This is a genomic window from Halopseudomonas sp. (assembly GCF_038130085.1).
In the GTDB taxonomy this organism is placed as follows: domain Bacteria; phylum Pseudomonadota; class Gammaproteobacteria; order Pseudomonadales; family Pseudomonadaceae; genus Halopseudomonas.
Map to the genome: position 1 here is coordinate 26,038 of NZ_JAYPMU010000024.1, position 25,544 is coordinate 51,581.

Here is a 25,544-nt window from a genome sequence, read left to right on the forward strand (position 1 = left end):
TCATTCAGTCAGGAGGTACCTATGTCCTTTGATCAGCACCATCCAGGCGAAAACAACCTGCCGCATTTGCCCTTGCCAGAGCTGGATCCACCCCATAGTCACTGGGAGGGGCCACTGGAAAGCGAGGAGCTTAACGAGCTGGATGCGGGAGAGGTCTACCGCATGCTGCACGAAGAAGACTGAACGCCGGGGCCGTTGCTACAGCGTCAGCGCTGTAGCAGCCGGCAAGGCGTCGAGTGTCACGGGTTTGCTTAGGTAGTAACCCTGAATCAGGTCGCAGCCCAGTGCGCGCAGGGTGTCGAGCTGTTGGGGCGTTTCTACGCCTTCGGCAACGACCAGCAGATCAAGCTTATGGGCCAGCAAGATAGTCGCTTCGACGATCGCCATGTCGCTACTGTCGGCAGGGAGTTCGGAGACAAAGGTGCGATCAATCTTCAGTACATGCAGCGGCAGGCGCTTGAGATAGGCCAATGAGCAGTAGCCTGTGCCGAAGTCGTCGATCGCAACGGTCACGCCCAGCGCGTGCAGCGCTTCCAGCGTCTTGCGTGAGGCATCCAGATCGTTGATCAACATCTGTTCGGTGATCTCAAGCTCAAGCTGTTGCGGTGCCAACCCTGTTTCCTGCAGCACCTGTTGCACGTGTTCGGCCAGTAGCCCGGAGGCAAACTGGCGCGCTGACAGGTTTACCGATACCCGTGGAGTCCAACCTTGCAAGCGCGAGAGCTCGAGCATGTCCTGGCAGGCTTGGCGCAGCACCCATAGACCGACCTCTACGATTAAGCCGGTTTCTTCCAGCAGGGGAATAAAGTCATTGGGCGCTACCAAGCCCTGTTCTGGGTGATTCCAGCGTATCAGCGCTTCGACGCCGGTGACTTTACCGCTTTCCAGCTCGGCCTGCGGCTGGTAATGAATCAAAAACTCCTCACGTTCCAGCGCCCAGTGCAACTCGGATTCCAGCGCCAGTAGCCGCTGCTGGCGCGCGTTCATCGCCGGGGCGTAAAAATGAAATGAGCGTCCGCCATTAGCCTTGCTCTGGTACATGGCTGAATCGGCGTTGCGTAGCAGGGTTTCGACGCTGTCGCCGTCGTCCGGGTAAACCGCAACACCGGCACTGAAGCTGACGAATACGTCTTGGCGAGCAATCCTTACTGGTTGCTCGAACGCTCGCTTGACCTTGTCCAGAATCGCGGGAATAGCGTCGGGCTCTTGCAGGTCGCTGGCGACGATGACGAACTCGTCGCCGCCATAGCGAGCGAGGATGTCGTTCGGGCGTATATGTCGGCCCAGCCGCACGCTGACTTGCTGCAACAGCTGATCGCCGATGCTGTGACCCAGGCTGTCGTTAACCCGCTTGAAATTGTCCATATCAAGGAAGATGACCGCTGTCAGGCAGTTGAGGCGTTTGGAGCGGTTCATCTCGGTTTGCAGTTGTTCGGCCAGCAGCACGCGATTGGCCAGCCCGGTAAGCAGATCGTGGGTTGCTTGGTGCTGCAGTTCAGCCTCGAACTGTTTGCGTTCGCTGATGTTGCGGGCAATGGTCGAGTAGTAGGCGATGCGTCCGCTCTGGTCGCGATGAGCCATGACCACCTGATCCAGATAGATGCCCTGGCCTGACGCGTCTTCGAGCATGGACTCGCGTTCCCAAACACCGTGCTTCTCGGCTTGTGCCAGCGCGCCGCGAATCAGTTCGTGCGCTGCATCCAGGGCGTTGCTGGCGTTCGGCGACGCGGTTTCGACAGCGGTCTCACAGCGGGCGTTGGCAAGCAGGCTATGGCCTGCCTTGTTCAGGTAGATCACTTTGCCCTTGGCGTCGGCAATGGCAACGACATCGGTGGTCGCTTCCAGAATGGCATTCAGGCGAGTGCGATCATCTTCGGCTTGCACGCGTTCGGTAATGTCGCGTCCGGTAGACACAAAATGGGTGATCTGGCCGGCAGGGTTAACCAGTGGCGTGATGACCTTTTCTTCGAAGAAGGTCTCGCCGTTCTGTTTACGGTTGCGCAGGGTGCCGCGGTACACCTGTTTGCTCAATACGGTGTGCCATAGCTCGGAGTAGGCTGAAGGGTCTTGTTCTGGCGATTTGAGCAGGGACGGCGTGTGCCCTTGGGTAGAATCAGCCTGATAGCCGGTCATTTGCTCGAACGCCGGATTAACGTACTCAAACTCGCCGTCGCGGTTGGTAATGAAAATGCTGTCCGCGGCTTGCTCGACGGCCTGAGATAGTTTGCGCAGTACATCCTGCGCTAACCGGTGTTTTTTCTGCAGTGCCTGATCCGCGATAGCGCGTTCCACGGTTGGCGTCAGGCGGCTGAGGTCGTGCTTGACGACAAAGTCCTGCGCACCGCCTTTTATCGCAGCGACCGCGGCCTTTTCGCCAAGGGTGCCGGAGACGAATACGAAGGGCAGGTCGGGGGTGAGTTCGCGGACCACGCGCAGGGCCTGGGCGCCGTCGAATACCGGCATGGTGTAATCCGACAGCACCACGTCCCACTGCTGGTCACGCAGCATGGCGCGCAGATCATGCTCGGTCTCTATGCGCTCCCAACTGATCTCGCAGCCATGGGTTTCGAGATGGTTGACGATCAGCAGGGCGTCGTCTTCGTTGTCCTCAAGCATGAGGACTTTCCAGTGGTTGGGTTGGCTCGCTTCGCTCATCTCACGACTCCGCTCAGGCGTCCAGGGCAGGTTGATTAAGACTGAGCCAATAGCGGCTGAGTTCCCCGGTAACCTGGACAAACTCTTCAAAGTCCACCGGTTTGCGAATGTAACTATTGGCCCCGCATTCGTAGGCACTCAGGCGATCCTGTCGTTCGAGAGATGACGTCAGGATGACCACCGGGACCAGCCGTGTGCGTTCGTTGCGGCGAATCTGCCGCAGGACCTCCAGGCCACTGCGCTTGGGCAGGTTCAGATCCAGCAAAATAAGCGACGGGGGCATGCAGTGCGGGTCAATCTCTGCCCGTTGCAGATGTTGCAACGCCTGCTCGCCGTCCTCGGCAATGACCACCGGGTTAGGGGTGTTATTGCTCTTCAGCGCATGCAGCATCAGCGCGATATCGTCCGGATTGTCTTCGACCAGCCAAATTGGTCTGTCGGTCATTGTTCGCTCCCTGAACGCTTGAACTGGAGATAGAAGGTCGCTCCCTCTCCGACAGCTGACTCGGCCCAGACTCGCCCTCCGAGCTTGCTCATGATGCGCTCAATGGTGGCCAGGCCAATGCCGGTACCCGGGAAATCACGCGCACTGTGCAAGCGCTGGAACGGCGTGAACAGCTTGTCAGCATAGCTCATGTCGAATCCCACGCCGTTGTCGCGCACGAATACCACGTCCTGCTGCTGATCCGGAAAGCAGCCGATTTCAATCTTGGGGTTATCCACCGTACTGGTAAATTTCCAGGCGTTGCTGAGCAAGTTTTCCATCGCGACTTGCAGTAGAGCAGGGTCGGCGAGAACGCGGATGTCATCGGCAATGCTGAGATCAACCTTGCGTTCGGGCTGAACTTCGCGCAGACGTTCGGCAGCAGCATTAGCAATTCGACTGAGGTTTAGACTGGCAAGTTTGACGTCCGCGCGGGTGACGCGTGCAAGCATCAGCAGGTCGTCAATCAGCTTGCTCATGTTTTGCGCAGCCTTGCGGATGCGGTTGAAGTAGTCCGCATCCTGGGCGCCCAGTTTTCCCTCCAGATTGACCTGTAGAATCTTGCTGAACCCGTCAATTGCCCGTAGTGGCGCCCGCAGGTCATGGGAAACGGAGTAGCTGAAGGCTTCCAGCTCACGGTTGACCGTTTGCAACTCGGTATTCTGGCGGGCCAGACCATCATTCAACTGGCGAATCTTACGCTCGGCAGCACGGCGCTCGGTGGCATCGCGTATGGCACAGAACACCAGTTGGCCAGCAGGTGAGTGAATTGGGCTCAGGCTTATCTCTACCGGCAGCTGGCTGCCGTCTTTACGCTGGGCGCTGAGGCTTAATCCCATGCCCATCGGGCGGGGCTGGGCCTCGCGGACGTAGCCTTCGCGATGCTGAACGTGCCGCTCAGCGGCAGCGGTTGGAATCAAAACCTCAACCTTCTGACCGAGCAGCTCTTGCTGGCTGTAGTCGAACATGATCTCTGCCTGCTCGTTCAGCAGGGTGATACTGCCCTGGGAGTCGGTGATGATGATCGCATCCGGTGCAGCTTCAATCATCGCGCGAAATAGCGATTCGCTGCTGACCAAGCTCGACTCGCTGGCGCGGCGCTGGGCAATCGAGCGGGCCAGCAGCAGCGAGAGCAGAGCGAAAAGCAGAACAATGAAACTTGCTGCCTGCCAGAAAAAGCGCCTGACCGTAGCGTTAGTCATATAAATCTGGGCGTTGCTGAGCTGAGAAACCAAGTGCAGGCGGCCGAGCGACTCGCTTAAGGGGATACCGTTATGCGGGTCGAAATCGACGCTGGTAAACCGGTACATTGAGCCTTCAATGGTTGCGCTGCCCTCGCTGTCCGGGCGAATCATCTGGCTCCATAAGGTGACGTTGCGTTGCGACAGGTTGGCGTTACTGCGTTCCGGCAGCATGAAGCCCCAGGATAGCTCGGGGTCATCTGCTTTTAGCCAATAGCCATTGGAGTTGACCAGCCACAGGGTCGCACCGTTGGGCTGGTCCAGCTCGGCCAGCGCTTCGAGGATGCGTTGCCCGTGGTAGTTGATGACCAGCAGCCCGGTGACCTGCCCGGTATCGTCACCAATCGGTGTTGCTACGCGAATAGTCGGCTGGAACGGTCGCTGAACCTCGCCGTGTTCGATGTTTAAGTCAAACCGTGACAGATAGACACTGCCGATCGGTTGCTGCAGGCCTAGCTGAACGTAGTAGCGGTGACTTTTATCTTGCAGGAGTGGGGCAGGAAGCTGCCTCGGCTCGCCGTCGAGCATTTCATTGCGGATTTGTTCGCGGCCAGTCTCGTCGAGCAACCGAATCTGGTAGTAGTGCGGGTGGAAGCGCTGAAAGGTTTCGAACGTTGAGGCAATCTGCTGTCGCGAGTCGAGGAGACTGATCTGGCCTGCCAGGTAAAGGATGTCAGCCTGGATGCCGCTCAGGCGGCTGGTAAGCTGGCTGCGGGCAGCGTCGAGTTGCGCCTTTTGCTCGATGGCAGCGTTCTCACGCAGCCCAAGGCGCTGATTGTGGATCAGGAGGGCGGTGACGGCGATGGTCAGCAGCGTCAGGGGTATCCAGATTAGTAGGAAGTACTGAATAACCTTCCCGCGCTGGCTGGAGCGTTTTTGCATCGGGGTGTCATCCATGGCACGGGGTGGCGGCGACTATGTCTAATGGCAGCAGTATAGGCACTGCCACCGAATTTGCCGCTCAGTCCCGGGATAGCTGGGCGCGGAACAGCATTTCCAGGCGCACGCTTATCGCCCAGCGGGGCTTGAAGTCGGCGTCACGTGGAAAGTGCAGTTCGGGCACGATGTCCCAGTAAACGTACTGGCGATGAATGTCGCGGCGATAGTCAGCTTGCAGGTAGTAGTTGTTGATGCGCGGGTTGGAGCCGCTGTTGCCAACCATCACCGCCGAATAGCGAATGGCACTGCGTTTTCCGAGCACTTTGTTGAGTTGTGCGCTCTGCGAGAACTCCAGCGTGTCGTAGTCTTCCTGCCACTGCAGCTGACTGATGAAGCGCATATGGCGGGTGCTGTCCAGCGGTCGTCCGACGTCCCAGCGTGAACGTGCAGAGTAGCCGTCGTGTTCAAACCAGGAGGCGCGGTTGTAGCTCGACAGCTGCCATGGCCCGTCGCCCAGCTGCCAGAGCCGTTCGGCGCTGTAGCGCAGGTACGGATTGACCGGCCAGTGCAGTTTTACCCCAGCGCCGATTTTGGTCTGCCAGCCCTCACGCTTGTCGCGGCTGCCATGCCTGCTCAGGCCCGCCACGGTATCGCCAAGGCCGTCGGTGTCGTTGCGCAGGCGTTCAGCGCCTTGCTCCTCAAGGGTGCCGCGGCTTTCTTCCGGGTCACTCTCAATAATCAGACGCAGACGTTCTTTAGTAGTAGGTACATCCAGTTTGAAGCGGATCCCCGGGTCAATATCAAACTCTTCAGATTCGGCCCAGTCGAAGTCGGTACTCAGGCGCAGGTAGGACTCGTTGTCGACGCTGTCGCTGTCGATGGTGCCGAAAAATCCGTCGATATTGCGGGCGGTGTTGTCGACCCAGCGCGTAACGCTGTCGTGGATCGGGGTGATGGTATCGATCGCCCAAGGGGCTAGATCGGAATCGCCGGTTTCGTCGGCGCAGGTTGCGCCAGCGGTTAACAGCAACATCAATGCAAAGACGTATTTGCTCATGCTGTTTCTCCTTTCCCCACGACAGAGTATAGCCGCTCTGGCAGATGGCACCGGCGCGCCAACGGTGTAGACTTCGATCCTGTAGGGCGCTGTATTCAACGGCGATCCGTTGGGGAGGCGTCATGCTGGAGACTGTGCAGGCTTTGATGGTGGTGCTGGTATCGCTTTGGGCGATCCCAGCGCTGTGGTTCCATCGTCCACACCGTCTGTGGTTACGTTATCTGCCGCTGGGTTGCTGGCTGCTGGTCATGACGGTGGTGCTCAGTCTGACCTCGCGTGGTGAGTCGCTTGACGCACTGTTGTGCTTCCTGGCTGCCTTGGGTCCCTTGCTGCTGTGGTGGCGCGGCGTGCTGCCCAAGGGCAACTGCGACTGGGCCGACGATATGGCCTATACCACCACCGGGACGGTTGACGGTGACATCCTGCGCCTGCAGCGGGTGCGCTGTTTCGACTGGCGCAGCGCCGACGATTACGACATACGCTGGCAGAGTCGAGAGTACGCGCTCTCGACGCTGCAATCGGTAGACATGTTTCTATCGTTCTGGGGCCATCGCTCGATTGCGCACATGCTGGTTTCCTTCGGTTTTGCCGATGGTCGCTATTCGACCTGGTCGGTCGAGATTCGCCGCGCCCGTGGTGGCGACTATTCGGCCATTGCCGGATTCTTCAAGCACTTCGAACTCAATATCGTTGCCAGTGAAGAACAGGACATCGTCAAGGTGCGCACCAACCACCGGGATGAGGATATGTATCTGTATCGCACCCGATTGACGCCTGCCGCCGGCCGCGCATTGCTGTTGGGCTATGTTGAGGTGGCCAACCGGTTGGCGGTGTCGCCACGCTTCTATCACACGCTGCACGCCAACTGCACCAACGTGGTGTTTCGTCTGATGCAGCGCATTCGTCCTGATCTGCGCTCTGATATCCGCTTGTTGCTCAGCGGGTTTCTGGATAGCTACGTCTACCGCCAGGGCGGGTTGCAGCCCGGTTATTCACTGGCCGAACTGAAGCGGCTCGGGCGAATTACCGAACGGGCCCGGGCAGTGAAAGACGACGAGGATTTTTCAGCCTGCATCCGCAAGGGCGTGCCGGGCTGCGGGGACGAGCACCAGGCAGGACGCCATGATCAAGCTGCTGGCGTTACAGCGCCGTTTTGATGGAAGGAATACGCATGAAAGTAGGTCTGTTGCAGTGTGATGACGTGAACGAGCGCCTGCTGCCCGCGCACGGTAACTATCCGGACATGTTTGAACTGGCACTGCGCAAGCGTCTGCCGCAGATGGACTACCGTATCTACCCGGCGCACAAGGGTGAGTTGCCCGGCGATCCGCACGAGTGCGATCTGTTCGTGATTACTGGCAGCAAGCACGGTGTTTACGAGGAGCTGACCTGGATCCGTGCGCTGGAAGGGTTTATTGCCAGACTTTGGAACGAGCGTAAACCGCTGATCGGGGTCTGTTTCGGGCATCAGGTAATGGCCACAGCAATGGGCGGTGAGGTGCGAAAGTCTGACCGCGGCTGGGGCGTTGGCGTGTCCTTCAACCAGATTCTTGAGCCTAAACCCTGGATGCAGCCGGCACAGGACAAGATCGACTTGATCGTCAGTCATCAGGATCAGGTGGTTGAGTTGCCGCCGCAGGCACAAGTGATTGCCGGAAGTGATTTCTGCCCGAACTACCTACTGCAGTACGGCGATCATTTTCTCAGTGTCCAAGGTCACCCTGAGTTCGAGAAGGGCTACTCCGAGGCGCTGATGGATATGCGCAGTCTGACCATTCCTCCCGCCAGGGTCCGCGCTGGCAAGGTCTCGTTGCACGCCGCTGTCGATAGCGACCTGATGTTCGACTGGATCATCAACTTCGTCCAGCAAGCCCGCGGCTGATCGGGTTTTGCCTGCCGCGCGGCATCGGCGTATGCTGCGCGGGTGGACATCTGCGCGGGAGCGCCGGTGTTTCAGCCTTCAAAGCAGGGTACCGCAATGATCTTTATCTCCAATCAGGTTCAGCTCGGCGACTGGGAAGTCGAGATGACGGCCGTGCGTGCGCAAGGCGCCGGCGGTCAGAACGTCAACAAAGTCTCAAGCGCTATCCATCTGCGCTTTGATATCAACAGTTCAAGCCTGCCGCTGTTCTACAAGGAACGCTTGCTGGCGCTGCGTGACTCGCGCATTACCAGCGACGGCGTGATCATCATCAAGGCGCAGCAGTTCCGTACCCAGGAAATGAACCGTGAGGACGCCATCAACCGCCTGCGTGAGATGATTCTGGCGGCCGGTGTGGTGCAGAAGAAGCGCCGACCGACCCGTCCGACTCGCAGTTCGCAGGTCAAACGGGTGGAAGGCAAGGTCAAGCGTGGTCAGACCAAGCAGTTGCGCGGTAAGGTCGACCTCTGACCCTCAGGCAAGGGTAGGCATCAGCACCCGGTTAGCCGCGCCGGGCAGGGTGCGCAGACTTTTGGCGCGGTTGGTATCCAGACTCCAGGTCGTCGACTTCACGGTATCCACGAAGCGCCAGTCGGCGATCGCATCGTTGGCGGTGAAGGTCACTACCAGATAGCCGCGTTGATTGGCGTTCAGGTACTCAAGGCCGTCAACCAGTGTGGTGATCGCCTGTTCGGCGCTCGGCACCTCGGCCGCAGAAAGCCCCAGATACTCCTCCAGCCCGGGTGAGCTGACCGATGCGGTGGCGAACTCCACGCCTACGGCGTCACCGCTCAGGGTGGCCAGGTTGTTAGCCCAGGCGTTGTGGGTGTCGCCAGCCAGCACCACCAGGTTCTTGTTCAGCCCCCGGGCGGTGCCCAGCAACACTTCGCGTTCGTAGGCGTAGCCATCCCAGGCATCGAGGTTGTACGGGATAACGGTCTCGATACGCGCGATTTCCGCTGAGGTCAGGGTAGGATCACCTGCCTGCTGGCGCAGTTTGATCGTTACCAGTTCGGTGAGTGTTGTAGTCAGGTCGCCCGCCCCAGGGTTCTGCAGCGCCGTCAGCATCTCAGCCGGCAGCAGCATGCGGCCCATCAGAATTTGCTGGCCCAGCACTTGCCAAATTGCGGTAGACGTTGCGAGCTGGGTTTGCAGCCAGTCCAGCTGCGTCTGACCGAGCAGGGTGCGATTGCTGTCGCTGACGTCGGCAGCAAAGGCGGTTGCATCAAACCCACCAGCGCCGATGTAGTTGGCGTAGTCCAGCTGCTCATCGCGGCCGATGATGCGGGTGTCGAGCATGTGCAGGCTGACCAAATCGCCGAAGTCGAAGCGGCGGTAGATGGTTTCTTCATCGTTCTCGGCAAATGGGCGCACCGGCATCCACTCGAAGTAGGCCTGCAGCGCGGCCAGTTTGCGCGCGCTGAAGTCGCCTTCGCCGTCGTTATGGTTCTCGGCGCCCTCGCGCCAGGTATCGTTAGCGACCTCGTGGTCATCCCATACCGCGATGAAAGGTGCTGCTGCGTGCAGCGCCTGCAGGTCTGCGTCGGTGCGGTACTGTGCGTAGCGGCGACGGTAGTCGGTCAGCGAGAGGATTTCGCTGGCATTGTTGTCGGGTAGTAAGCGGCCAAGGGCTGCAGCGTCTTCGGTGGCGTAACCGCCGTTGCCGTATTCGTAGATGTAGTCGCCGAGGTGAATCACAGCGTCCAGTTCGGCCTCCGCGGCTGCAGCGGCGTAGACATGGAAGTAGCCAGCCGGGTAGTTGGAGCAGGACAGTACCGCAAAGCGCACCTGATCCACGCTGCCAGCGGGTAGCGTCTTCATCTGGCCGATTGGTGAGGTCGCGTCGGCCGCCTTGAACCGGTAGTAGTAGGTAGTGCCGGGCAGCAGATTCTGCGCATCGACCTTGAGCGTGTAGTCGCGCGCGACGCTGGTTGTCGCGGTACCGCTGCGGATCAGATCGGTAAAGGCGGCGTCGGTGGCAATTTCCCAGCCGACGCGGATATCTGCGCTGCGGCCGTCCACCGGCGTGACGCGGGTCCAGATGATGATGCGGTCGGTCAGCGGATCGCCGCTGGCAACGCCGTGATTGAACGCCAGCTCACGCGCGGCATCGCCCGATGAGCTGCTCGACAGGCAGCCCTGCAGACCGCTGGAAATCACTACGGTGCCGAATGCCAGTGCCGAAGCACGAAGAAAGTCCCGCCGATTGAGTCCGCTCATTACCTGCTCCTGATGATGTTTAGGCTGGGGCAGAAGGGTGGCAGCGCGGTATGACAGGGTGACGACGGGACGGTTACGGCTTGTCGACAAACCACAGGTCAATCGCCTGCCGGGTCAGGGCGTCGCGGTTTTGCGGAGTGGGAATCCAGTTCTGCCAGCAGCGGGTGGCATGGGTAAGAAACTCGAAGAGCGGCAGATGCTGGCGCAGAACCCGGCGCTTGCGGTGGCTGATAACCGGGTTGAAGTAGCCAAAGTAGTCGAACATCTGTCGCGGATTCTTGCGCACCCACAGCCAGGAGCCCATCTCCAGCGTGAAGGGCAGGAACAGGTTGTTCGGTTGATGTTCCAGACCATGGTCGTACAGATAGTCCCAGAGGTCGCCGTGGGTGGTGTAGTTGATCGATTGAGGCTCGATGATGTAGGGATGGTGGTGCGGATAGGTCTGCTCGAACAGCTGCTTGAGGCTCAGCACCTCGGCGATGTGCTCGATGGGTTTGTGGCTGCGCGCATAGCTGCACCAGAGACGGTCACGCCGGCCAAAGCCACTGTGACAATCCACACTCATGGAGAAGGGGGCTGAGAGCAGGCGTTGCTGCACAGTGCTGACAACGGCTGCTGCTTCGGCCTCCATGGGCGCTCCCAACTTACCGCGATACCACGGCAGGCGCCGACTGATGCGATGCCCGCTGACCAGCCAGGGCACCGGCCCCATCGCGTCCACCGGCGCATTGCGCATCAGATCCACGCCGTTGAGATTGCTGCGCCGGTGATGCCAAATCCCGCCGGGGTTGATCATTGGCATAAACAACAAACGCACACGCTCCAGCTGCTCGCGCAGCTGATCGTCCCAGTCCAGCCTGTTGACCAGGCTGTGCAGCCAGGAAATCAGCACCTGCGTGCCGATCCGCTCAACCCCATGCACGCCACCAAAGAACCCAATCACCGGTGCCTGCGGCGAGCGGCTGCCGAGTTCAATCACCCGGATTGGAATATCCAGACCGTTGACCGGCACCCTGAGTGGGGTGGTAACGCGCAGATGGCGTGCGGCCTGATGCAGCAAGGCTTCGAGCTGGGCGTGCTCGGGGAGATGACGTTGGATCAGGTGTTGCGCGTCGCTCATGATGCACTCGGGCGTGGGGAAGCCTGATGGTGGCAGGGGAGTGTGACGATTGGGTGACGGATTGGGGTTCGAGTGAGGCGGGCACGGCATGCCGTGCCCCTACGCAAACATATGCCGCAGCGCGGACTAGCAGTCCCCGTTTGCGCGGGCGAGTAGCGCAGGGCCGGCGGGAAAGAGGACGGCAGCCTGTTTGAGGCTCGAAGAGCCGAGTTCTGCCGGCCCCCGCTGGCCCGAGCAACGCAGCGGACCCGAAGGGCCGCGCGGCCGGGGTGCCCTAGGGGTCGTTAGGGGAAATGGGCAAGCATTTCCCCTGACTCGCCGTAAAGGCGAAAAATGCATCAGATCTCGGCTCGGGAGCTAGTCTTAAGGCCCTATTACGACAGGTTGGCGCCGTCCAGCAGTATTAACAGCAGCGCAGCCCGCAAACCTCAATCCACCAACGCCCCATTTACAATCGCCCGCAACTCCTGCCGCACCGGATAACTCGACGAAGGAATCAGCTGCGTCATAAACACCATCAGCAAATCTTCAACCGGGTCGACGAAGAAGTTGGTGCTGGCCATGCCGCCCCAGCCGTATTCGCCGACCGAGCCGTTGGTTTGGGACTTGGCGACGTTGATCTTGACGGAGAAGCCGAGGCCGAAGCCGCTGCCTTCGTAGGGTGTTTCGCTGAACGAGCCGACGGAGACACCAGGCAGGTCTTGATTGTTGGGCAGGTGGTTCATGCGCATGAATTCGAGCGTTTTGCGGCCGATGATACGGGCGCCGTTCAGCTCGCCGCCATTGGCCAGCGCTTGGGCAAAGCGGTAGTAGTCGTCGATGGTAGAGACCAGACCGCCGCCGCCGGAGAGGAAGCCGTGGGCCTTGGTGAAGCTGGAATCCTGCGGGTCGTCCTGCAGGCTGAAGCTGCCGCCGGGCTGGAACTGATAGCAGGCGGCGAAGCGCGGGATGCGGTCGGCCGGGACGGTGAAGAAGGTATCGGTCATGCCCAGCGGGGCGAAAATATGGCGCTGGAAGTAGTCATCCAGGCTCATGCCGGACAGCACCTGAACCAGATAGCCGCAGACGTCGGTCGACACCGAGTAATTCCACGCCGTGCCCGGTGAGAATTCCAGTGGCAGACGTGACAGCTCATCAATCAGGCGGTCGAGCGTCAGGCCGGGGCCGCCGTCGAGCTTCAGGCTGCGGTAGGCCGCATCCACGTTGGTGCGGTTCATGAAGCCGTAGGTCAGACCGGACTGGTGAGTCAGCAGGTCGCGGATGGTCATCGGCCGCTCGCAGGGCGTGGTCAGAATCTGCGGGTGCACGCCGGTTTTGTAGACCCGCAGGTTGCTCCAGCTGGGGATGTACTTGTGGACCGGGTCGTCGAGCAGGAAACGGCCTTGCTCATACAGCTGCATCAGCGCAATCGAAGTGATCGGCTTGGTCATCGAGTAGATGCGGAACAGGGTATCGCGCTCAATCGGCAGGCCGCGCTCAACGTCGCGCAGACCTTGGGCCTCGCAATAGACCACCTGGCCACGGCGGGCGATCAGGGTCAGGGCGCCCGGCAGCTTACCGGTGTCGATATAGGCCGATTGCAGGTGAGTGCCAATGCGCGAGAGCCGCTCCAGGTCAACGCCGGCGATGCAGTTGCTGTTTGCCATGGATCTATCCGTCTTGTTCGTGAACGCTCGATAGTAGCCTGTCGAGGCGCTGGGCAGAAGGCGCATGGGCGCCCAAATGACCTGCCATGCAGCGCCGTGATGGCGGTTACAAAATAAAGTCGATCGCACCGCCTTGACCCTCTTGTGCGGCGCCGCGGCGCGGAGTAAAAAGCGCGCACCGGAGCAGCATGAGGATTGCGATGAAATGAGCGACCATTCGCCCTGTCTGAACTGCGGTGCGTGTTGCGCCACATTCAGGGTGTCTTTTTACTGGGGAGAAACCGATAGCGCCCCAGGGGGTGACGTACCCACCCAGTTAACTGAACAAATAACACCGTACCGTGCCTGCATGCAGGGCACCAATCAGCCTCAGCCGCGTTGCGTGGGCCTGATGGGAACGGTCGGTGAGGGCGTTCGCTGCAGCATCTACGAGAAGCGCCCAAGCCCCTGCCGTGACTTTCCGTATCACGGCGAAAATGGGCTCGACAGTCCCGACTGTCAGCGCGCCAGAGCCGTCCACGGCTTGCCCCCGCTGCCATCCAATCCGACCCGCCCGGGTCTGATACCGATCGTCGCTGCCTGACCGCGTATCGCATGCCAATCAGCCCGCTGTGCCGGCTGGTTGGCTGCGCGCTCAGCCGGCGCTTTGCGCCTGCGTCTGTACCTGCTCGGGCTGAGCGAAGTAGGTTTGACTGATGGCAGCATGCAGTTCATCAAAGTCGATCTGAATCTCATCAACAAAAGCGTGCAGCTCATCGGGTTCGGCAGCCAGCAGGGCGACGTCCGGCTTGCCGAGGTTTTGCCTGCAGGTTTCCACTTCCTGCAGTGCCAGTTCGTGCCGGGGCAATGTGTGCAGGGCTTCGGCCACGCGCTCCATGCAGCAGGCAACGCTGCGCGGGAACAGCCGATCCTGGAGCAGAAAGCTCAGCACATCCGGCCCCCGAATGCGTAGCCGCACGTGCTGACGGTACATCTGATAACCGGTCAGCGACTTGAGCACGCTCATCCACTGCAGGGTCTCGAAGGGTTTGAGGTCTTCGCCACTGCGCGGCAGCAGGTTGGCCGAGCGCACGTCGATGATTCGCGTGGTCATGTCCGCCCGTTCCAGTTGACGGCCCAGCATCAGGAATGAGCGCACCGGAGTGAAACTCAATGAGCCTTCGATCAGGCCGTTAACGGTCTGGCAGCTGCGGATTACCCGACCCAAAAACGCATCGCGCCGGCGCGGGGTGATACCGGAGCCAACCTGCTCCTTGACGCTCAGATACAGCTGGTTGACCTCTTCCCAGATTTCCCGGGGGATGACGTCGCGGGTGGTGCGCAGGTTCTCCCGTGCGGCCGCCAGCGAACTGAGGATCGAGCCGGGGTAGCGGCGGTCACCGCACATGAACGACAGCACGCTGGCTTCGTCGCGGGTGGGATAGAACTCGTCGAACAACTCGTCATTGCCGGTGATCGCGATGATCTCCGCCCAGCCGAGCTTGGTCGCCCGTGGCAGATCCAGTAATAGATGACTGTTTACGCTCAGCAGGCGAGCGGTGTCTTCGGCGCGCTCGAGGTAGCGGGCCATCCAGTAAACGTTTTCAGCAACTCGTGAAAGCATTGGTCAGTTCCCCGCCAGGTCTACGATCCAGGTGTCCTTGCTGCCGCCGCCCTGCGAGGAGTTGACGACCAGCGATCCCTTGGTGAGTGCGACCCGGGTCAGGCCGCCAGTGGTAACCCAGGTAGATTCCCCGGAAAGAATGAACGGCCGCAGGTCGACGTGGCGTGGCTCCATCTGGTTGTTGCCGCACAGGGTTGGCGAGGTAGACAGGCTCAGGGTTGGCTGGGCCATGTAATTGCGCGGGTTCGCCTTGATCAGTTCGGCAAAGGTCTCGCGTTCCTTTTTAGTCGAGTGCGGGCCGATCAGCATGCCGTAGCCACCGGACTCGTTGGCCGGCTTCACCACCAGCTTGTCGAGGTTGTCGAGCACGTATTTGCGATCGTCCTCGAACATGCACAGGTAACTGGGCACGTTGGGCAGCAGCGGCTGCTCGCCGAGGTAGTACTCGATGATCTTCGGCACAAAGGCGTAGATCACCTTGTCGTCGGCGACACCGGCGCCCGGCGCGTTGGCCAGCGCCACGTTACCCTTGCGCCAGGCGCGCATCAGGCCATGCACGCCGAGCATGGACTCCGGGTTGAACACTTCGGGGTCGATAAACATGTCGTCCACCCGACGGTAGATGACGTCGACGCGGGCCAGCCCGTCGATGCGGCGCATGTATACGCAGTCGTCGTCGCCCACCACCAGGTCCGTGCCCTCTACCAGCTGAACGCCCATTTGTTGGGCCAGATAGGAATGCTCGTAGTAGGCGGAGTTGTAGATGCCGGGAGTCAGAATGACGATGCATGGGTCGTCGCCGGGACGGGGCGAGAGTGAGGCAAGCATGTCGTAGAGCTGCGCGGTGTAGTCGTCGACCGGCTGGATCTGGCCGGTGGCGAACAGGTCGGGCATCACGCGCTTGGTGACGTTGCGGTTTTCCAGCATGTAGGACACACCGGACGGTACCCGCAGATTGTCTTCCAGCACATAAAGTGTGCCGTCCTTGTCACGCACGAGATCTGAGCCGCAGATGTGCGCCCACACATTGTGTGGCGTGGAAATGCCGACGCACTGCGGACGGAAGTTGACCGACTGGGCCAGTACTTCGCGCGGTACGACGCCATCCTTGACGATCTTCTGATCGTGGTACAAATCGTCGATAAACATGTTAAGCGCCTGCACCCGCTGCTTGAGACCCGCGTCGGTCTTTTGCCATTCAGCGAGGGGGATGATGCGCGGCACAATATCGAAGGGCCAGGCCCGGTCGATCATGTTGCCTTCGGTATAAACGGTGAAGGTGATGCCCATCAACTGGATAGCGACTTCAGCCGCTGTCTTGTGTTCGCTCAACTCACGGGCGTCGAGGTTGGCGAGGTATTGGCACAGCAGTTCCGCCTCCGGTCGCGGCTGCCCCGGTGCCTTTATCAGTTCGTCGTAGAAGCCTTTGGATGTGTAATCGTCCCAGTTTACTTTGCTCATTCAGCTACTCTGTCCGCCAGGGGAGGGATGCTTAGCAACTTGCAATTGCCATACCAGATGCACCGGATCGGGGCACGCGGTGAAGGGTGCCTTCGAACAATTGTCACTCAGCCGTGTTAACAAAATAGGACGCCCACCGATTGGCACAGGCATTGCTTCGCTGACCGGCTGGAAGGATTGATCGCACACTCTGACGGGATAACGGACCATGACCATCCGCGTTGCACTCAGGCATGAAACGACCTACTCGTTCGACAAGCCGGTTTCGGTTGCACCCCATCTGATTCGCCTGCGGCCAGCGCCACATTGCCGTACTCCAGTCGATGCCTACAGTCTCAAGGTTAGCGGAGGTGAGTACTTCATCAACTGGCAGCAGGATCCGTTCGGCAACCACGTGGCGCGCCTGGTGTTCCCCGAGAAGATGACCAGCCTCGGTATCGAGGTTGAGTTGATTGCCCCGATGACGGTGATCAATCCCTTTGATTTCTTTGTTGAGGATTACGCCGAGCAGTTCCCATTCGGCTACAAGGATGAGTTGAAAAAGGAGTTGGCGCCGTATCTGGAAACCGCAAAGCCGGGGCCGAAATTGGCGAAATGGCTGGCTGCGGTGGATCAGGGCGAGCGCTCAATTACCGACTTTCTGGTCGGCCTGAATCAGCGGCTGGCGGACGATATTCAGTACATGATCCGCATGGAGCCGGGTGTGCAGAGCCCGGAACAGACGCTGACGCTGGGCAGCGGCTCGTGTCGTGACTCGGCCTGGTTGCTGGTACATATCTGTCGCCATCTCGGGCTGGCTGCGCGCTTCGTGTCTGGTTACCTGATTCAGCTGACGGCGGATGTAAAGGCACTTGACGGCCCCTCCGGTACAGAAACCGACTTCACTGACCTGCACGCCTGGACCGAAGTGTTCGTTCCGGGTGCCGGCTGGATCGGACTGGATCCGACCTCCGGCTTGCTGGCGGGCGAGGGGCATCTGCCACTGGCAGCGACGGCCGAGCCAGCCAGTGCAGCGCCCATCACCGGTGCAACTGAACCCTGCGAAGTGAGTTTTTCCTTCGATATGAGCCTCACCAGGGTGCACGAAGACCCCCGCGTAACCAAACCCTACAGCGAAGATCAATGGGCAGAAATTCTCGCACTGGGTGAGCAGGTCGACGCTCAGTTACAGGTACTGGATGTGCGTTTGACCATGGGCGGCGAGCCAACCTTCGTCTCCATCGATGACATGGATGCACCAGAATGGACCATTGCCGCGCAGGGTCCGACCAAAAGAGGGCTTTCCGAGACCTTGCTGCGGCGCCTGCGCCCGCATTTTGCGCCACACTCGCTGATTCACTATCAGCAGGGTAAATGGTATCCGGGAGAGCCGCTGCCGCGCTGGGCGTTGGCCTGTTACTGGCGGCGCGATGGCAAACCCATGTGGCAGGACGACCGTTGGTTGGCCGATATGGACCGCAACTACGGTGCGGACGATGCCAGGGCGCTGGCGTTCGCGCAGGCGCTGACGCGTCGCCTTGGCGTGTCGGCCAAGCATCTGATTCCCTGTTTTGAAGATGCTTACTACTACCTCTGGCTGGAGCGCACCCAGCCGATAGACGTTGATCTGCGTGGCGAAGACCTCAAGGATGACGACAACCGCCTGCGCCTGGCGCGCTTGCTCGAGCGCGGACTGGACGCAACGGTCGGTTACACGCTGCCGTTGGCGGCTGCGGAGCAGGGCGGGTGGCTTAGTGGCAGCTGGCCGTTGCGCCGGGAGCAGCTCTATCTGGTACCGGGTGATTCGCCGATGGGGTTGCGCCTGCCGCTGTCTGCGCTACCGATCGCCCGCCGTGAGGAGCCGCAGCCGACGTCGCTGTTCGAAGAGCAGACTCCCTTGTCCGACCTGCATGGCGAGGTAGCTAGCCGCTACAGTGCCCTTTACGCCAGTGGTGAAGGCTCACTGCACCATATTTCGGCCGGGCAGGACTGGCAGGAGCAGCGCCCTGATCTGATTGACAGCGGTGTGGTCGGCACGGCGCTGTGCATTGAGCCGCGTGACGGCAAGCTGTTTGTGTTCATGCCGCCGCTGGCCAAGCTGGAGTCCTATCTCGAGCTGCTGGCCTGTATCGAACATACCGCTGCGGAGCTGAATTTGCCGGTCTGTATCGAGGGCTACGCGCCACCGTCGGATAACCGCATCGAAAAGTTCATGATCACACCGGACCCGGGGGTGATTGAGGTGAATATCATGCCGGCGGCCAGTTGGCCTGAGCTGGTACGCAATACCGAGATTCTCTACGAAGAGGCTCGCTTGACGCGGCTCGGGACCGAGAAATTCATGCTAGACGGCCGCCACACCGGAACCGGTGGCGGCAACCATGTCACCCTCGGAGGTCGCACGCCGTCCGAGTCGCCCTTCTTGCGCCGGCCGGACCTGCTCGTCAGCATGCTGACGTTTTGGCAGCACCATCCGAGCCTGTCTTACCTGTTTTCCGGCATGTTCATTGGTCCGACCAGTCAGGCGCCGCGGGTCGACGAAGCCCGGTATGAGGCGCTGTATGAACTGGAGATCGCGTTGGCGCAAATGCCGTCTGGCGAGGTACCACAGCCTTGGCTGGTCGACCGCCTGGTGCGCAACCTGCTGACCGATATCACTGGCAACACCCATCGCGCGGAGTTCTGTGTCGACAAACTGTATTCACCTGACAGCGCGACAGGGCGACTTGGTTTGCTTGAGCTGCGTGGCTTCGAGATGCCGCCGCATGCGCGCATGAGCTTGATGCAGCAATTGCTGATTCGTGCGTTGGTGGCGCGCTTCTACGCTGAGCCTTATCGTCAACCGCTGGCCCGCTGGGGTACGGCGCTGCACGACAAGTGGATGATGCCGCATTATCTCTGGCGCGATCTCTGCGATGTGCTGAGCGACCTGCGTGCTCACGGCTTTGACTTCCGTGATGAGTGGTTCGCGCCGTTTCTGGAGTTTAGGTTTCCGCATGCGGGGGAGGTGCAGTACGGCGATACCCGTATCGAGCTGCGCCAGGCGATCGAACCCTGGCACGTATTGGGTGAGGAGGTCGCCGGTGGCGGCACCGCCCGTTACGTTGACTCTTCGGTCGAGCGCTTGGAGGTCAAGGTCCATGACTTCAATCCGGCCCGTTATCAGCTGACCTGTAATGGCTTCAAGGTACCTCTGCAGACGACCGGAGTACCGGGTGAGTTGGTTGCCGCGGTCCGCTACCGCGCCTGGCAGCCGCCGTCGGCGCTGCACCCGATGATCACTGTGCAGGCACCGCTGGTATTTGACTTGGTCGATAACTGGAATGGTCGCTCGGTTGGTGGCTGTACTTACCATGTCGTGCATCCGGCTGGCCGCAACTACGAGCATTTCCCCGTTAACGCCAATGAGGCTGAGGCTCGGCGCATGGCGCGGTTCTGGGACTATGGTCATAGTCAGGGCAAGGCAGGAGAGGTTCGGCAGGCGCCGGGGCAGGAGTATCCGCACACGCTGGATTTACGGCGCGCGGTAGTTGGCAGCACTGGTTTATAATCGACGCCATCCAGCAATCGTGGCTGATCGCCAGCCTGCACCGGGAACCGCTCCATGCAACACCTCGCCAATCTGGACCCCGCAGTAACTGCCTTGCTTGGGGACTATCCAGGGCACGTCGGACATGACGAGTTGATCGGTGACGATCGCCTTCCGCGTGCCCATTGGCAGGGGGTGCTGGATGATATCGCCCAGCTTGGCCCGGACGTCTTGGCGGCGCGCTCGGAAGAGGCGCAGAACCTGCTGCACGAAAATGGCGTCACCTTTAATCCGTATGAAGATGATCCGGGCCAGCTGCGGTCCTGGCAGCTTGATTGCGTTCCCTGGGTCATTCCCACCGATGAATGGGACGTTCTGGAGGCGGGCCTGCGTCAGCGCAGCCGGCTGTTGGAGCACATTCTTGATGATCTCTATGGGGCGCGGCGAATCATCAGTGAAGGCCTCTTGCCACCCGAGCTGATCTATACCCATCCGGGTTTCCTGTTCTCCGCAGCCGATGATCCGCCGCAGGTAGAGCGGCCGCTGCTGATTTTCCACGGCACCGATATCATTCGTGACAGTCAGGGGGGATGGCAGGTTCTGGCTGACTGGACTCAGTCTCCATCCGGCGCCGGTTATGCCCTGGAGAACCGCATCACGCTCGCCCGCGCGCTCCCAAGCCTGTACCGCGATGCGCCGATCAAGCGTCTTGCGGGCTTCCTGCAGGCCCAGCATCGCTGTCTGGCCAGTTTGGCCAGCACCCAACGAGAGCAGCCGAATATTGTCTTGCTGTCGCCGGGCCCAGGTAGCCCCGGTTACTTCGAGCACGCCTGGCTCGCCAATTACATGAACTTCTCGTTGGTTGAAGGCGATGATTTGGTGGTGCGAGATGGCCAGGTTGCCATGCGTACGCTGGGTGGTTTGAAGCAGGTTGACGTTATTCTCCGGCAGATTAACGATCCCTGGTGTGATCCGCTTGAACTGCGCCCCGACTCGCTGCTGGGCGTGCCCGGGCTGTTGCAGGCCGCCCGCTGCGGCAACGTGCATATTGCAAACGCTCTGGGCTCCGGCGTGCTTGAGCACCCGGGCTTGCTCGCGTTCCTGCCGACGCTATGCCGTGAACTGTTGGGCGAAGAGTTGCTGCTGCCGTGCCGAGAAACGCTCTGGTGTGGCGAGCCGCAGACCATGGCCAAGGTGCGAGCAGAGCTGGATGGGTGGGTGCTGCGCGATATCAGCAAGCCGGGCCGCATCTATCGCGCGGATCAGATGGGCCTCGAGGCGCTACGTGACCTGCGTATCAGCATGGACCGCCATCCGTACCTGTTTACCGCGCAACGGCATATCTCTCCGGCTGTGGCGCCAGGTTTCAATCCGCAAAGCAAAACCTTTGAACGCCAGAGTGCAACGCTGAGATTCTTCAGTCTGGTTGAGCCCGATGACCTGACCAAGCCGGTGAACGAACGCAATTACCGGGTAATGCCGGGCGGGCTCGCCTGGGTCGGCGAGCCCGGTGCTCCCTTGATGAAAAGCCGCCTGGTGAAGGACGTCTGGGTTACCGCGCCGGTACCGCAGCCACATATCAGTCTGCTACGTCAGGCGCTTGGCCCGATCGTGGTCACCCGTGATGGTAAGGATTTGCCGTGCCGGGTGGCAGAAAGCCTGTTCTGGATGGGCCGCTATGGTGAACGTCTGGATACCCGCGGGCGTCTATTGCGCGAGGCGTTAGCCCGACTGCTGCAGGACGATCGTCAGGAGTCCGGTTCGCAACTGATGCCGGACCTGTTGCGAGCGCTGGATATTGCGCTCGATCCGGACGCCTTTGCGGATGACAGTGTGCCGACCAATAGCCGCTTTCCGCGCGAATATATCGTCACCCGGGACAGGTTGTTGCAGCTATTTGCGGACGACCTGCCTGAGGGGTTACCGGTCATCTTTGGCCATTTCGTGCGCAACAGCCGAGCGGTGCGCGACCATCTCGGGGATGACACCTGGCGGGCGATCAATAGTCTGCGTCAGCATTTCAACAGTATGTCGCGTGCGCGCGGTGTAGTCGTCGGCCAGCGCCACCTCGAGGCCATGGTGCTCGATCTGGCAGCCTTCTTTGGCCTTTGCAACGAAACCATGCCGCATCACTACGGCTGGCGTTTCCTCGATATTGGGCGCTTTATCGAGCGCGCGCTCGGCTCGCTGGAGTTGCTGAAGCTGGCGCTTTTGGACGCGGACGAGCCGGGCATACCGCTCTGGGAGGTGGTGTTGGCGACCACCGACAACCTCACGGTGTACCGCCGCCGCTATCGCTCACAGTTGCACCCGCTGGCGATTCTCGACCTGCTGTTGTTCGACGAGACCAATCCACGTTCGGTAGGCTACATGCTCAAGCGTCTCGGTCGACAGATCGCCAAGCTTCCATCACCGGGTAGCTCGCCCTACCGTAATCTCGAGCAGCGCCTGATCATTCAGGCAACCAGTTGCCTGCATCTGGTCGATATTGAAACCCTGACCGATCTGGAGGGTTCGCCCGAGGCACGGGAGGCCCTGAGTAATCTGCTGGATCAACTGATCGAACCCATGTCCGAGTTGTCCAACGCGCTGTCGCACAGTCACTTCAGCCATGTTGAAGCTCCCCGTCAGCTGGTCAGCATGCACTACACTGGCCAGCCCTGAATCGAGGTCTCCACGTTGAGATACCTTTTGCGTCACACCACGCACTACCAGTACAGCGGCGCTGTGACCCTGAGTCATAACGAAGCGCGCATCCTGCCGCGAGTGCTGCCGTGGCAGGACTGCAACAATACCCAGCTGGTGATCACGCCCATGCCGGATCGTATGCGTGAGCGCATCGATTTTTTCGGTAACCGGGTGGTGTATTTCTCGATCGAGTCGCTGCATGAGAGCCTGGATGTGACGGTGACCAGTGAGATCGTCACTCGCCCTCGGGCCAGCGCCGATATCTTCTCCAATATCAGTTGGGAGCAAGCGGTAGAAGAGCTGCGCTACGATCCGCGGCAGACCAATCGCGATACGCTGGATGCGCGATTGTATGCCCTCGACTCGCCGTTCATTTTTCAGAGCCCCGGATTGGCTGAATATGCGCGAAGCAGTTTTACGCCGGGACGCAACCTGGTGGATGCGGTGCTGGAGCTGAACCGGCGGATTTTTTCCGAGTTCACCTATGATCCGGAATTCACCACGCTGGCAACCCCATTGCATGACGTGCTCGCCAGCAAACGGGGCGTCTGTCAGGACTTTGCTCACCTGGGTATTGGTTGCTTGCGTTCAATGGGGCTCGCAGCCCGGTACGTCAGCGGCTACATGGAGACCTTGCCGCCGCCCGGTCAGCAAAAGCTGCTGGGTGCTGATGCGACGCATGCATGGCTCGCGGTATTTGTGCCGGGGTGGGGGTGGCTGGAGCTGGATCCTACCAACGGCTGCGTGCCGGATGAACGCTACATTATCCTTGGCTGGGGCCGTGATTTTGCTGATGTGACGCCGCTCAAGGGGGTTATGACCGGGGGAGGGGATCACAGTCTCAGTGTTGCGGTCGACGTACTGCCGCAAGCGGATGAGCCGATGGCGCGCACTCTGGTTTGATTGATCTCGGCTCTTTTCCGGAGCCGGGAAGGCAACAAAAAACCGGCCATAAGGCCGGTTTTTTGTTGTTCGCCGAATGGCTTACATGTTCGGGTAGTTCGGGCCACCCGTGCCTTCCGGCGCGATCCAGTTGATGTTCTGGGACGGATCCTTGATGTCGCAGGTTTTGCAGTGTACGCAGTTCTGCGCATTGATCTGGAAGCGCTTGCTGCCGTCGTCGTTGGCGACAACTTCGTATACGCCAGCCGGGCAGTAACGCTGTGCCGGCTCGTCGTACAGGGGCAGGTTCTTCTCCAGCGGAATGCTCGGATCTTTCAGTGTCAGGTGGATCGGCTGATCTTCTTCATGGTTGGTGTTGGACATGAAGACCGAAGACAGCTTGTCGAAGCTCAGTACGCCATCCGGCTTCGGATAATCGATCTTGGCCGCTTCGGAGGCTTTCTTCAGGCAAGCGTAATCCGGCTTGGTGTCGTGCAGAGTGACCGGGATCTTGCCGCCGAACCAGTTCTGGTCGATGTAGTTGAACGCGCCACCCAGCAGCGGACCAAACTTGTGGATCGCCGGGCCGAAGTTACGCGCTGCGAACAGCTCTTCGTACAGCCAGCTGGACTTGAAGCTTTCAACGTAGTTGGTCAGCTCGTCGCCGCCTTCGCGGCCAGCCTGCAGGGCTTCGACGATAGCGTCAGCGGCCAGCATGCCGGATTTCATCGCGGTGTGGCTGCCCTTGATCTTGGCGAAGTTCAGGGTGCCGAGGTCGCAGCCAATCAGCGCGCCGCCCGGGAAGACCATCTTCGGCAGGGAGTTCAGGCCGCCTTTGCAGATGGCGCGAGCGCCGTAAGCAACGCGCTTGCCGCCTTCCAGGTACTGCTTGACGACCGGGTGATGCTTGTAGCGTTGGAACTCGTCAAACGGAGACAGGTGCGGGTTGGAGTAGGACAGATCGATGATCAGGCCAACGACAACCTGGTTGTTCTCCAGGTGGTACAGGAAGGAACCGCCGGTGTTTTCAGTGCCAACGATGTCCAGCGGCCAGCCGGCAGTGTGCACAACCAGACCTTGCTGATGCTTGGCCGGATCGATGTCCCAGATTTCCTTGATGCCGATGCCGTAGTGCTGGGCATCTGCTTCGGAGTCCAGGTTGAAGCGGTTGATCAGCTGCTTGCCAATGTGGCCACGGCAGCCTTCTGCGAACAGGGTGTACTTGGCGCGCAGTTCCATACCCGGGGTGTAGAAGCCGTCTTTCGGGTTGCCTTCACGGTCAACGCCCAGGTCACCGGTGAGGATGCCGCGCACAACGCCGTTTTCGTCGATCAGTGCTTCCTGAGCGGCGAAGCCCGGATACACCTCTACGCCCAGACCTTCGGCCTGTTCGGCCAGCCAGCGGCACAGGTTGCCGAGGGAGATGATGTAGTTGCCATGGTTGTGCATGGTCTTGGGAACGAGCAGGTCAGGCAGCTTGGTTGCCTTCGCTTCGCTGGTGAGCATATAGATGTCGTCGCGAACCACCGGTGTGTTCAGCGGGGCACCCAGCTCTTTCCAGTCAGGGAACAGCTCTTCCAGAGCGCGCGGCTCGAATACCGCACCAGAGAGAATGTGGGCACCGACTTCGGAACCTTTCTCTACGACACAGACGCTGATTTCCTGACCGGCTTCAGCAGCCTGCTTCTTGATTCGACATGCAGCTGCCAGGCCAGAGGGGCCGGCACCTACGATGACAACGTCAAACTCCATGAATTCGCGTTCCACAATCTCTCTCCTAAACTCTAGGCCCGTCACATGTATCGATTCTTTGTTGATCTGCCATGATCGATTAAGCGGCGGAGTATAACAGCCCGAGTTTTCCGCTCCAACGCAAAGATGGCGTTTTGGTCGTTTATTGGACCTTTCGTCGAATTGCTCCTATTGACCGCCTGTGCTTGGAAAGTCATGATAGAGAGCTTTTGAACGGCGGGCCCCACTTGGTCTGAACGTGAACGATCTTCTTTTTATAGTCACGATTCTGGCCGGCCCAGTTTTGGCTACACATTGAATGAGGCAATCATGAAGGTACTTGTAGCGGTTAAGCGAGTCGTTGATTACAACGTCAAGGTTCGCGTCAAGGCGGACAACTCCGGTGTTGACCTGGCCAACGTCAAGATGTCGATGAACCCCTTCTGCG

18 protein-coding genes and 1 pseudogene are annotated in these 25,544 nt (G+C 60.1%); 9 read left to right on the plus strand and 10 right to left on the minus strand.

All coding sequences use genetic code 11. The annotated features are described in order from the left end of the window. Positions 1 to 21 precede the first annotated feature (21 nt). Positions 22 to 183 carry a hypothetical protein gene (locus tag AAFM31_RS15075; RefSeq protein ID WP_341708745.1) on the plus strand — a complete coding sequence of 54 codons (162 nt, stop codon included), beginning with the start codon at positions 22 to 24 and terminating at the stop codon, positions 181 to 183. 15 nt (positions 184 to 198) lie between these two features. On the opposite strand, the gene AAFM31_RS15080 is transcribed toward AAFM31_RS15075, so the two are convergent. The 4 genes from AAFM31_RS15080 to AAFM31_RS15095 form a co-directional block, all read right to left on the minus strand. Next, a complete protein-coding gene (locus AAFM31_RS15080) occupies positions 199 to 2,655 on the minus strand; it encodes an EAL domain-containing protein (RefSeq protein ID WP_341708746.1) in 2,457 nt (818 codons plus the stop codon). Between the two features lie 13 nt (positions 2,656 to 2,668). Continuing rightward, the gene (locus AAFM31_RS15085) at positions 2,669 to 3,100 is read right to left on the minus strand and encodes a response regulator (protein ID WP_341708747.1); all 432 of its coding nucleotides are present in this window, start codon (positions 3,098 to 3,100) and stop codon (positions 2,669 to 2,671) included. Then, a complete protein-coding gene (locus tag AAFM31_RS15090) occupies positions 3,097 to 5,262 on the minus strand; it encodes a PAS domain S-box protein (RefSeq protein WP_341708748.1) in 2,166 nt (721 codons plus the stop codon). Before AAFM31_RS15090 ends, AAFM31_RS15085 begins: the two co-directional genes overlap by 4 nt. A 79-nt stretch (positions 5,263 to 5,341) precedes the next feature. Beyond that, entirely contained in the window at positions 5,342 to 6,316 is a 975-nt protein-coding gene (locus tag AAFM31_RS15095) for a hypothetical protein (RefSeq protein ID WP_341708749.1), read from the minus strand. A 122-nt stretch (positions 6,317 to 6,438) separates the two neighbouring features. Here AAFM31_RS15095 and AAFM31_RS15100 point away from each other — a divergent pair, with 122 nt between their 5' ends. The 3 genes from AAFM31_RS15100 to arfB all read left to right on the plus strand — a co-directional run bounded on the left by AAFM31_RS15100 (position 6,439) and on the right by arfB (position 8,708). Then, the gene (locus AAFM31_RS15100) at positions 6,439 to 7,473 is read left to right on the plus strand and encodes a DUF4105 domain-containing protein (protein WP_341708750.1); all 1,035 of its coding nucleotides are present in this window, start codon (positions 6,439 to 6,441) and stop codon (positions 7,471 to 7,473) included. A 14-nt stretch (positions 7,474 to 7,487) separates the two neighbouring features. Beyond that, positions 7,488 to 8,198 carry a hypothetical protein gene (locus tag AAFM31_RS15105; RefSeq protein WP_341708751.1) on the plus strand — a complete coding sequence of 237 codons (711 nt, stop codon included), beginning with the start codon at positions 7,488 to 7,490 and terminating at the stop codon, positions 8,196 to 8,198. Positions 8,199 to 8,294: 96 nt separating this feature from the next. After that, entirely contained in the window at positions 8,295 to 8,708 is a 414-nt protein-coding gene (gene arfB, locus AAFM31_RS15110) for an alternative ribosome rescue aminoacyl-tRNA hydrolase ArfB (protein ID WP_341708762.1), read from the plus strand. A gap of 3 nt (positions 8,709 to 8,711) precedes the next feature. Here arfB and AAFM31_RS15115 read toward each other — a convergent pair whose 3' ends face one another. The 3 genes from AAFM31_RS15115 to AAFM31_RS15125 form a co-directional block, all read right to left on the minus strand. After that, on the minus strand, positions 8,712 to 10,457 hold the full coding sequence (locus AAFM31_RS15115; RefSeq protein ID WP_341708752.1) for an alkaline phosphatase D family protein: 1,746 nt from the start codon (positions 10,455 to 10,457) through the stop codon (positions 8,712 to 8,714). Between the two features lie 73 nt (positions 10,458 to 10,530). Continuing rightward, positions 10,531 to 11,577, minus strand: coding sequence for a DUF2817 domain-containing protein (locus AAFM31_RS15120; RefSeq protein WP_341708753.1), 1,047 nt, complete (start codon positions 11,575 to 11,577; stop codon positions 10,531 to 10,533). Positions 11,578 to 12,005: 428 nt separating this feature from the next. Then, positions 12,006 to 13,223: a serine hydrolase domain-containing protein gene (locus AAFM31_RS15125; protein ID WP_341708754.1), complete on the minus strand. Its 1,218-nt coding sequence runs from the start codon at positions 13,221 to 13,223 to the stop codon at positions 12,006 to 12,008. Between the two features lie 205 nt (positions 13,224 to 13,428). Here AAFM31_RS15125 and AAFM31_RS15130 point away from each other — a divergent pair, with 205 nt between their 5' ends. Further along, positions 13,429 to 13,806 carry a YkgJ family cysteine cluster protein gene (locus AAFM31_RS15130; RefSeq protein WP_341708755.1) on the plus strand — a complete coding sequence of 126 codons (378 nt, stop codon included), beginning with the start codon at positions 13,429 to 13,431 and terminating at the stop codon, positions 13,804 to 13,806. 51 nt (positions 13,807 to 13,857) lie between these two features. On the opposite strand, the gene AAFM31_RS15135 is transcribed toward AAFM31_RS15130, so the two are convergent. Both AAFM31_RS15135 and AAFM31_RS15140 read right to left on the minus strand, forming a co-directional pair. Further along, positions 13,858 to 14,826, minus strand: a complete 969-nt coding sequence (locus AAFM31_RS15135) for an alpha-E domain-containing protein (RefSeq protein ID WP_341708756.1) — start codon at positions 14,824 to 14,826, stop codon at positions 13,858 to 13,860. Positions 14,827 to 14,829: 3 nt separating this feature from the next. Then, positions 14,830 to 16,287, minus strand: coding sequence for a circularly permuted type 2 ATP-grasp protein (locus AAFM31_RS15140; protein ID WP_341708757.1), 1,458 nt, complete (start codon positions 16,285 to 16,287; stop codon positions 14,830 to 14,832). 208 nt (positions 16,288 to 16,495) lie between these two features. Here AAFM31_RS15140 and AAFM31_RS15145 point away from each other — a divergent pair, with 208 nt between their 5' ends. Genes AAFM31_RS15145 through AAFM31_RS15155 form a run of 3 tightly spaced genes read left to right on the plus strand, consistent with a single transcriptional unit; the run spans position 16,496 to position 23,386 of the window. Further along, positions 16,496 to 19,816 (plus strand): transglutaminase family protein, encoded by a 3,321-nt coding sequence (locus AAFM31_RS15145; RefSeq protein WP_341708758.1) that lies wholly within the window; start codon positions 16,496 to 16,498, stop codon positions 19,814 to 19,816. A 54-nt stretch (positions 19,817 to 19,870) separates the two neighbouring features. Next, on the plus strand, positions 19,871 to 22,459 hold the full coding sequence (locus tag AAFM31_RS15150) for a circularly permuted type 2 ATP-grasp protein (protein WP_341708759.1): 2,589 nt from the start codon (positions 19,871 to 19,873) through the stop codon (positions 22,457 to 22,459). A 27-nt stretch (positions 22,460 to 22,486) separates the two neighbouring features. Next, positions 22,487 to 23,386: a transglutaminase family protein gene (locus tag AAFM31_RS15155; RefSeq protein WP_341708760.1), complete on the plus strand. Its 900-nt coding sequence runs from the start codon at positions 22,487 to 22,489 to the stop codon at positions 23,384 to 23,386. An 81-nt stretch (positions 23,387 to 23,467) separates the two neighbouring features. Here AAFM31_RS15155 and AAFM31_RS15160 read toward each other — a convergent pair whose 3' ends face one another. Further along, a complete protein-coding gene (locus AAFM31_RS15160) occupies positions 23,468 to 25,132 on the minus strand; it encodes an electron transfer flavoprotein-ubiquinone oxidoreductase (protein ID WP_341708761.1) in 1,665 nt (554 codons plus the stop codon). A gap of 294 nt (positions 25,133 to 25,426) precedes the next feature. On the opposite strand from AAFM31_RS15160, the pseudogene AAFM31_RS15165 reads away from it, so the two are divergent. Further along, positions 25,427 to 25,544: pseudogene (locus AAFM31_RS15165) on the plus strand (electron transfer flavoprotein subunit beta/FixA family protein); the annotation flags it as partial.

Coding starts and splice junctions, on each gene's coding strand:
- AAFM31_RS15090 (WP_341708748.1), bottom strand. CDS start 5,262: ATGCAAAAACGCTCCAGCCAGCGCGGGAAGGTTATTCAGTACTTCCTA.
- AAFM31_RS15085 (WP_341708747.1), bottom strand. CDS start 3,100: ATGACCGACAGACCAATTTGGCTGGTCGAAGACAATCCGGACGATATC.
- arfB (WP_341708762.1), top strand. CDS start 8,295: ATGATCTTTATCTCCAATCAGGTTCAGCTCGGCGACTGGGAAGTCGAG.
- AAFM31_RS15140 (WP_341708757.1), bottom strand. CDS start 16,287: ATGAGCAAAGTAAACTGGGACGATTACACATCCAAAGGCTTCTACGAC.
- AAFM31_RS15125 (WP_341708754.1), bottom strand. CDS start 13,223: ATGGCAAACAGCAACTGCATCGCCGGCGTTGACCTGGAGCGGCTCTCG.
- AAFM31_RS15150 (WP_341708759.1), top strand. CDS start 19,871: ATGCAACACCTCGCCAATCTGGACCCCGCAGTAACTGCCTTGCTTGGG.
- AAFM31_RS15100 (WP_341708750.1), top strand. CDS start 6,439: ATGCTGGAGACTGTGCAGGCTTTGATGGTGGTGCTGGTATCGCTTTGG.
- AAFM31_RS15135 (WP_341708756.1), bottom strand. CDS start 14,826: ATGCTTTCACGAGTTGCTGAAAACGTTTACTGGATGGCCCGCTACCTC.
- AAFM31_RS15145 (WP_341708758.1), top strand. CDS start 16,496: ATGACCATCCGCGTTGCACTCAGGCATGAAACGACCTACTCGTTCGAC.
- AAFM31_RS15080 (WP_341708746.1), bottom strand. CDS start 2,655: ATGAGCGAAGCGAGCCAACCCAACCACTGGAAAGTCCTCATGCTTGAG.
- AAFM31_RS15130 (WP_341708755.1), top strand. CDS start 13,429: ATGAGCGACCATTCGCCCTGTCTGAACTGCGGTGCGTGTTGCGCCACA.
- AAFM31_RS15075 (WP_341708745.1), top strand. CDS start 22: ATGTCCTTTGATCAGCACCATCCAGGCGAAAACAACCTGCCGCATTTG.
- AAFM31_RS15115 (WP_341708752.1), bottom strand. CDS start 10,457: ATGAGCGGACTCAATCGGCGGGACTTTCTTCGTGCTTCGGCACTGGCA.
- AAFM31_RS15095 (WP_341708749.1), bottom strand. CDS start 6,316: ATGAGCAAATACGTCTTTGCATTGATGTTGCTGTTAACCGCTGGCGCA.
- AAFM31_RS15105 (WP_341708751.1), top strand. CDS start 7,488: ATGAAAGTAGGTCTGTTGCAGTGTGATGACGTGAACGAGCGCCTGCTG.
- AAFM31_RS15120 (WP_341708753.1), bottom strand. CDS start 11,577: ATGAGCGACGCGCAACACCTGATCCAACGTCATCTCCCCGAGCACGCC.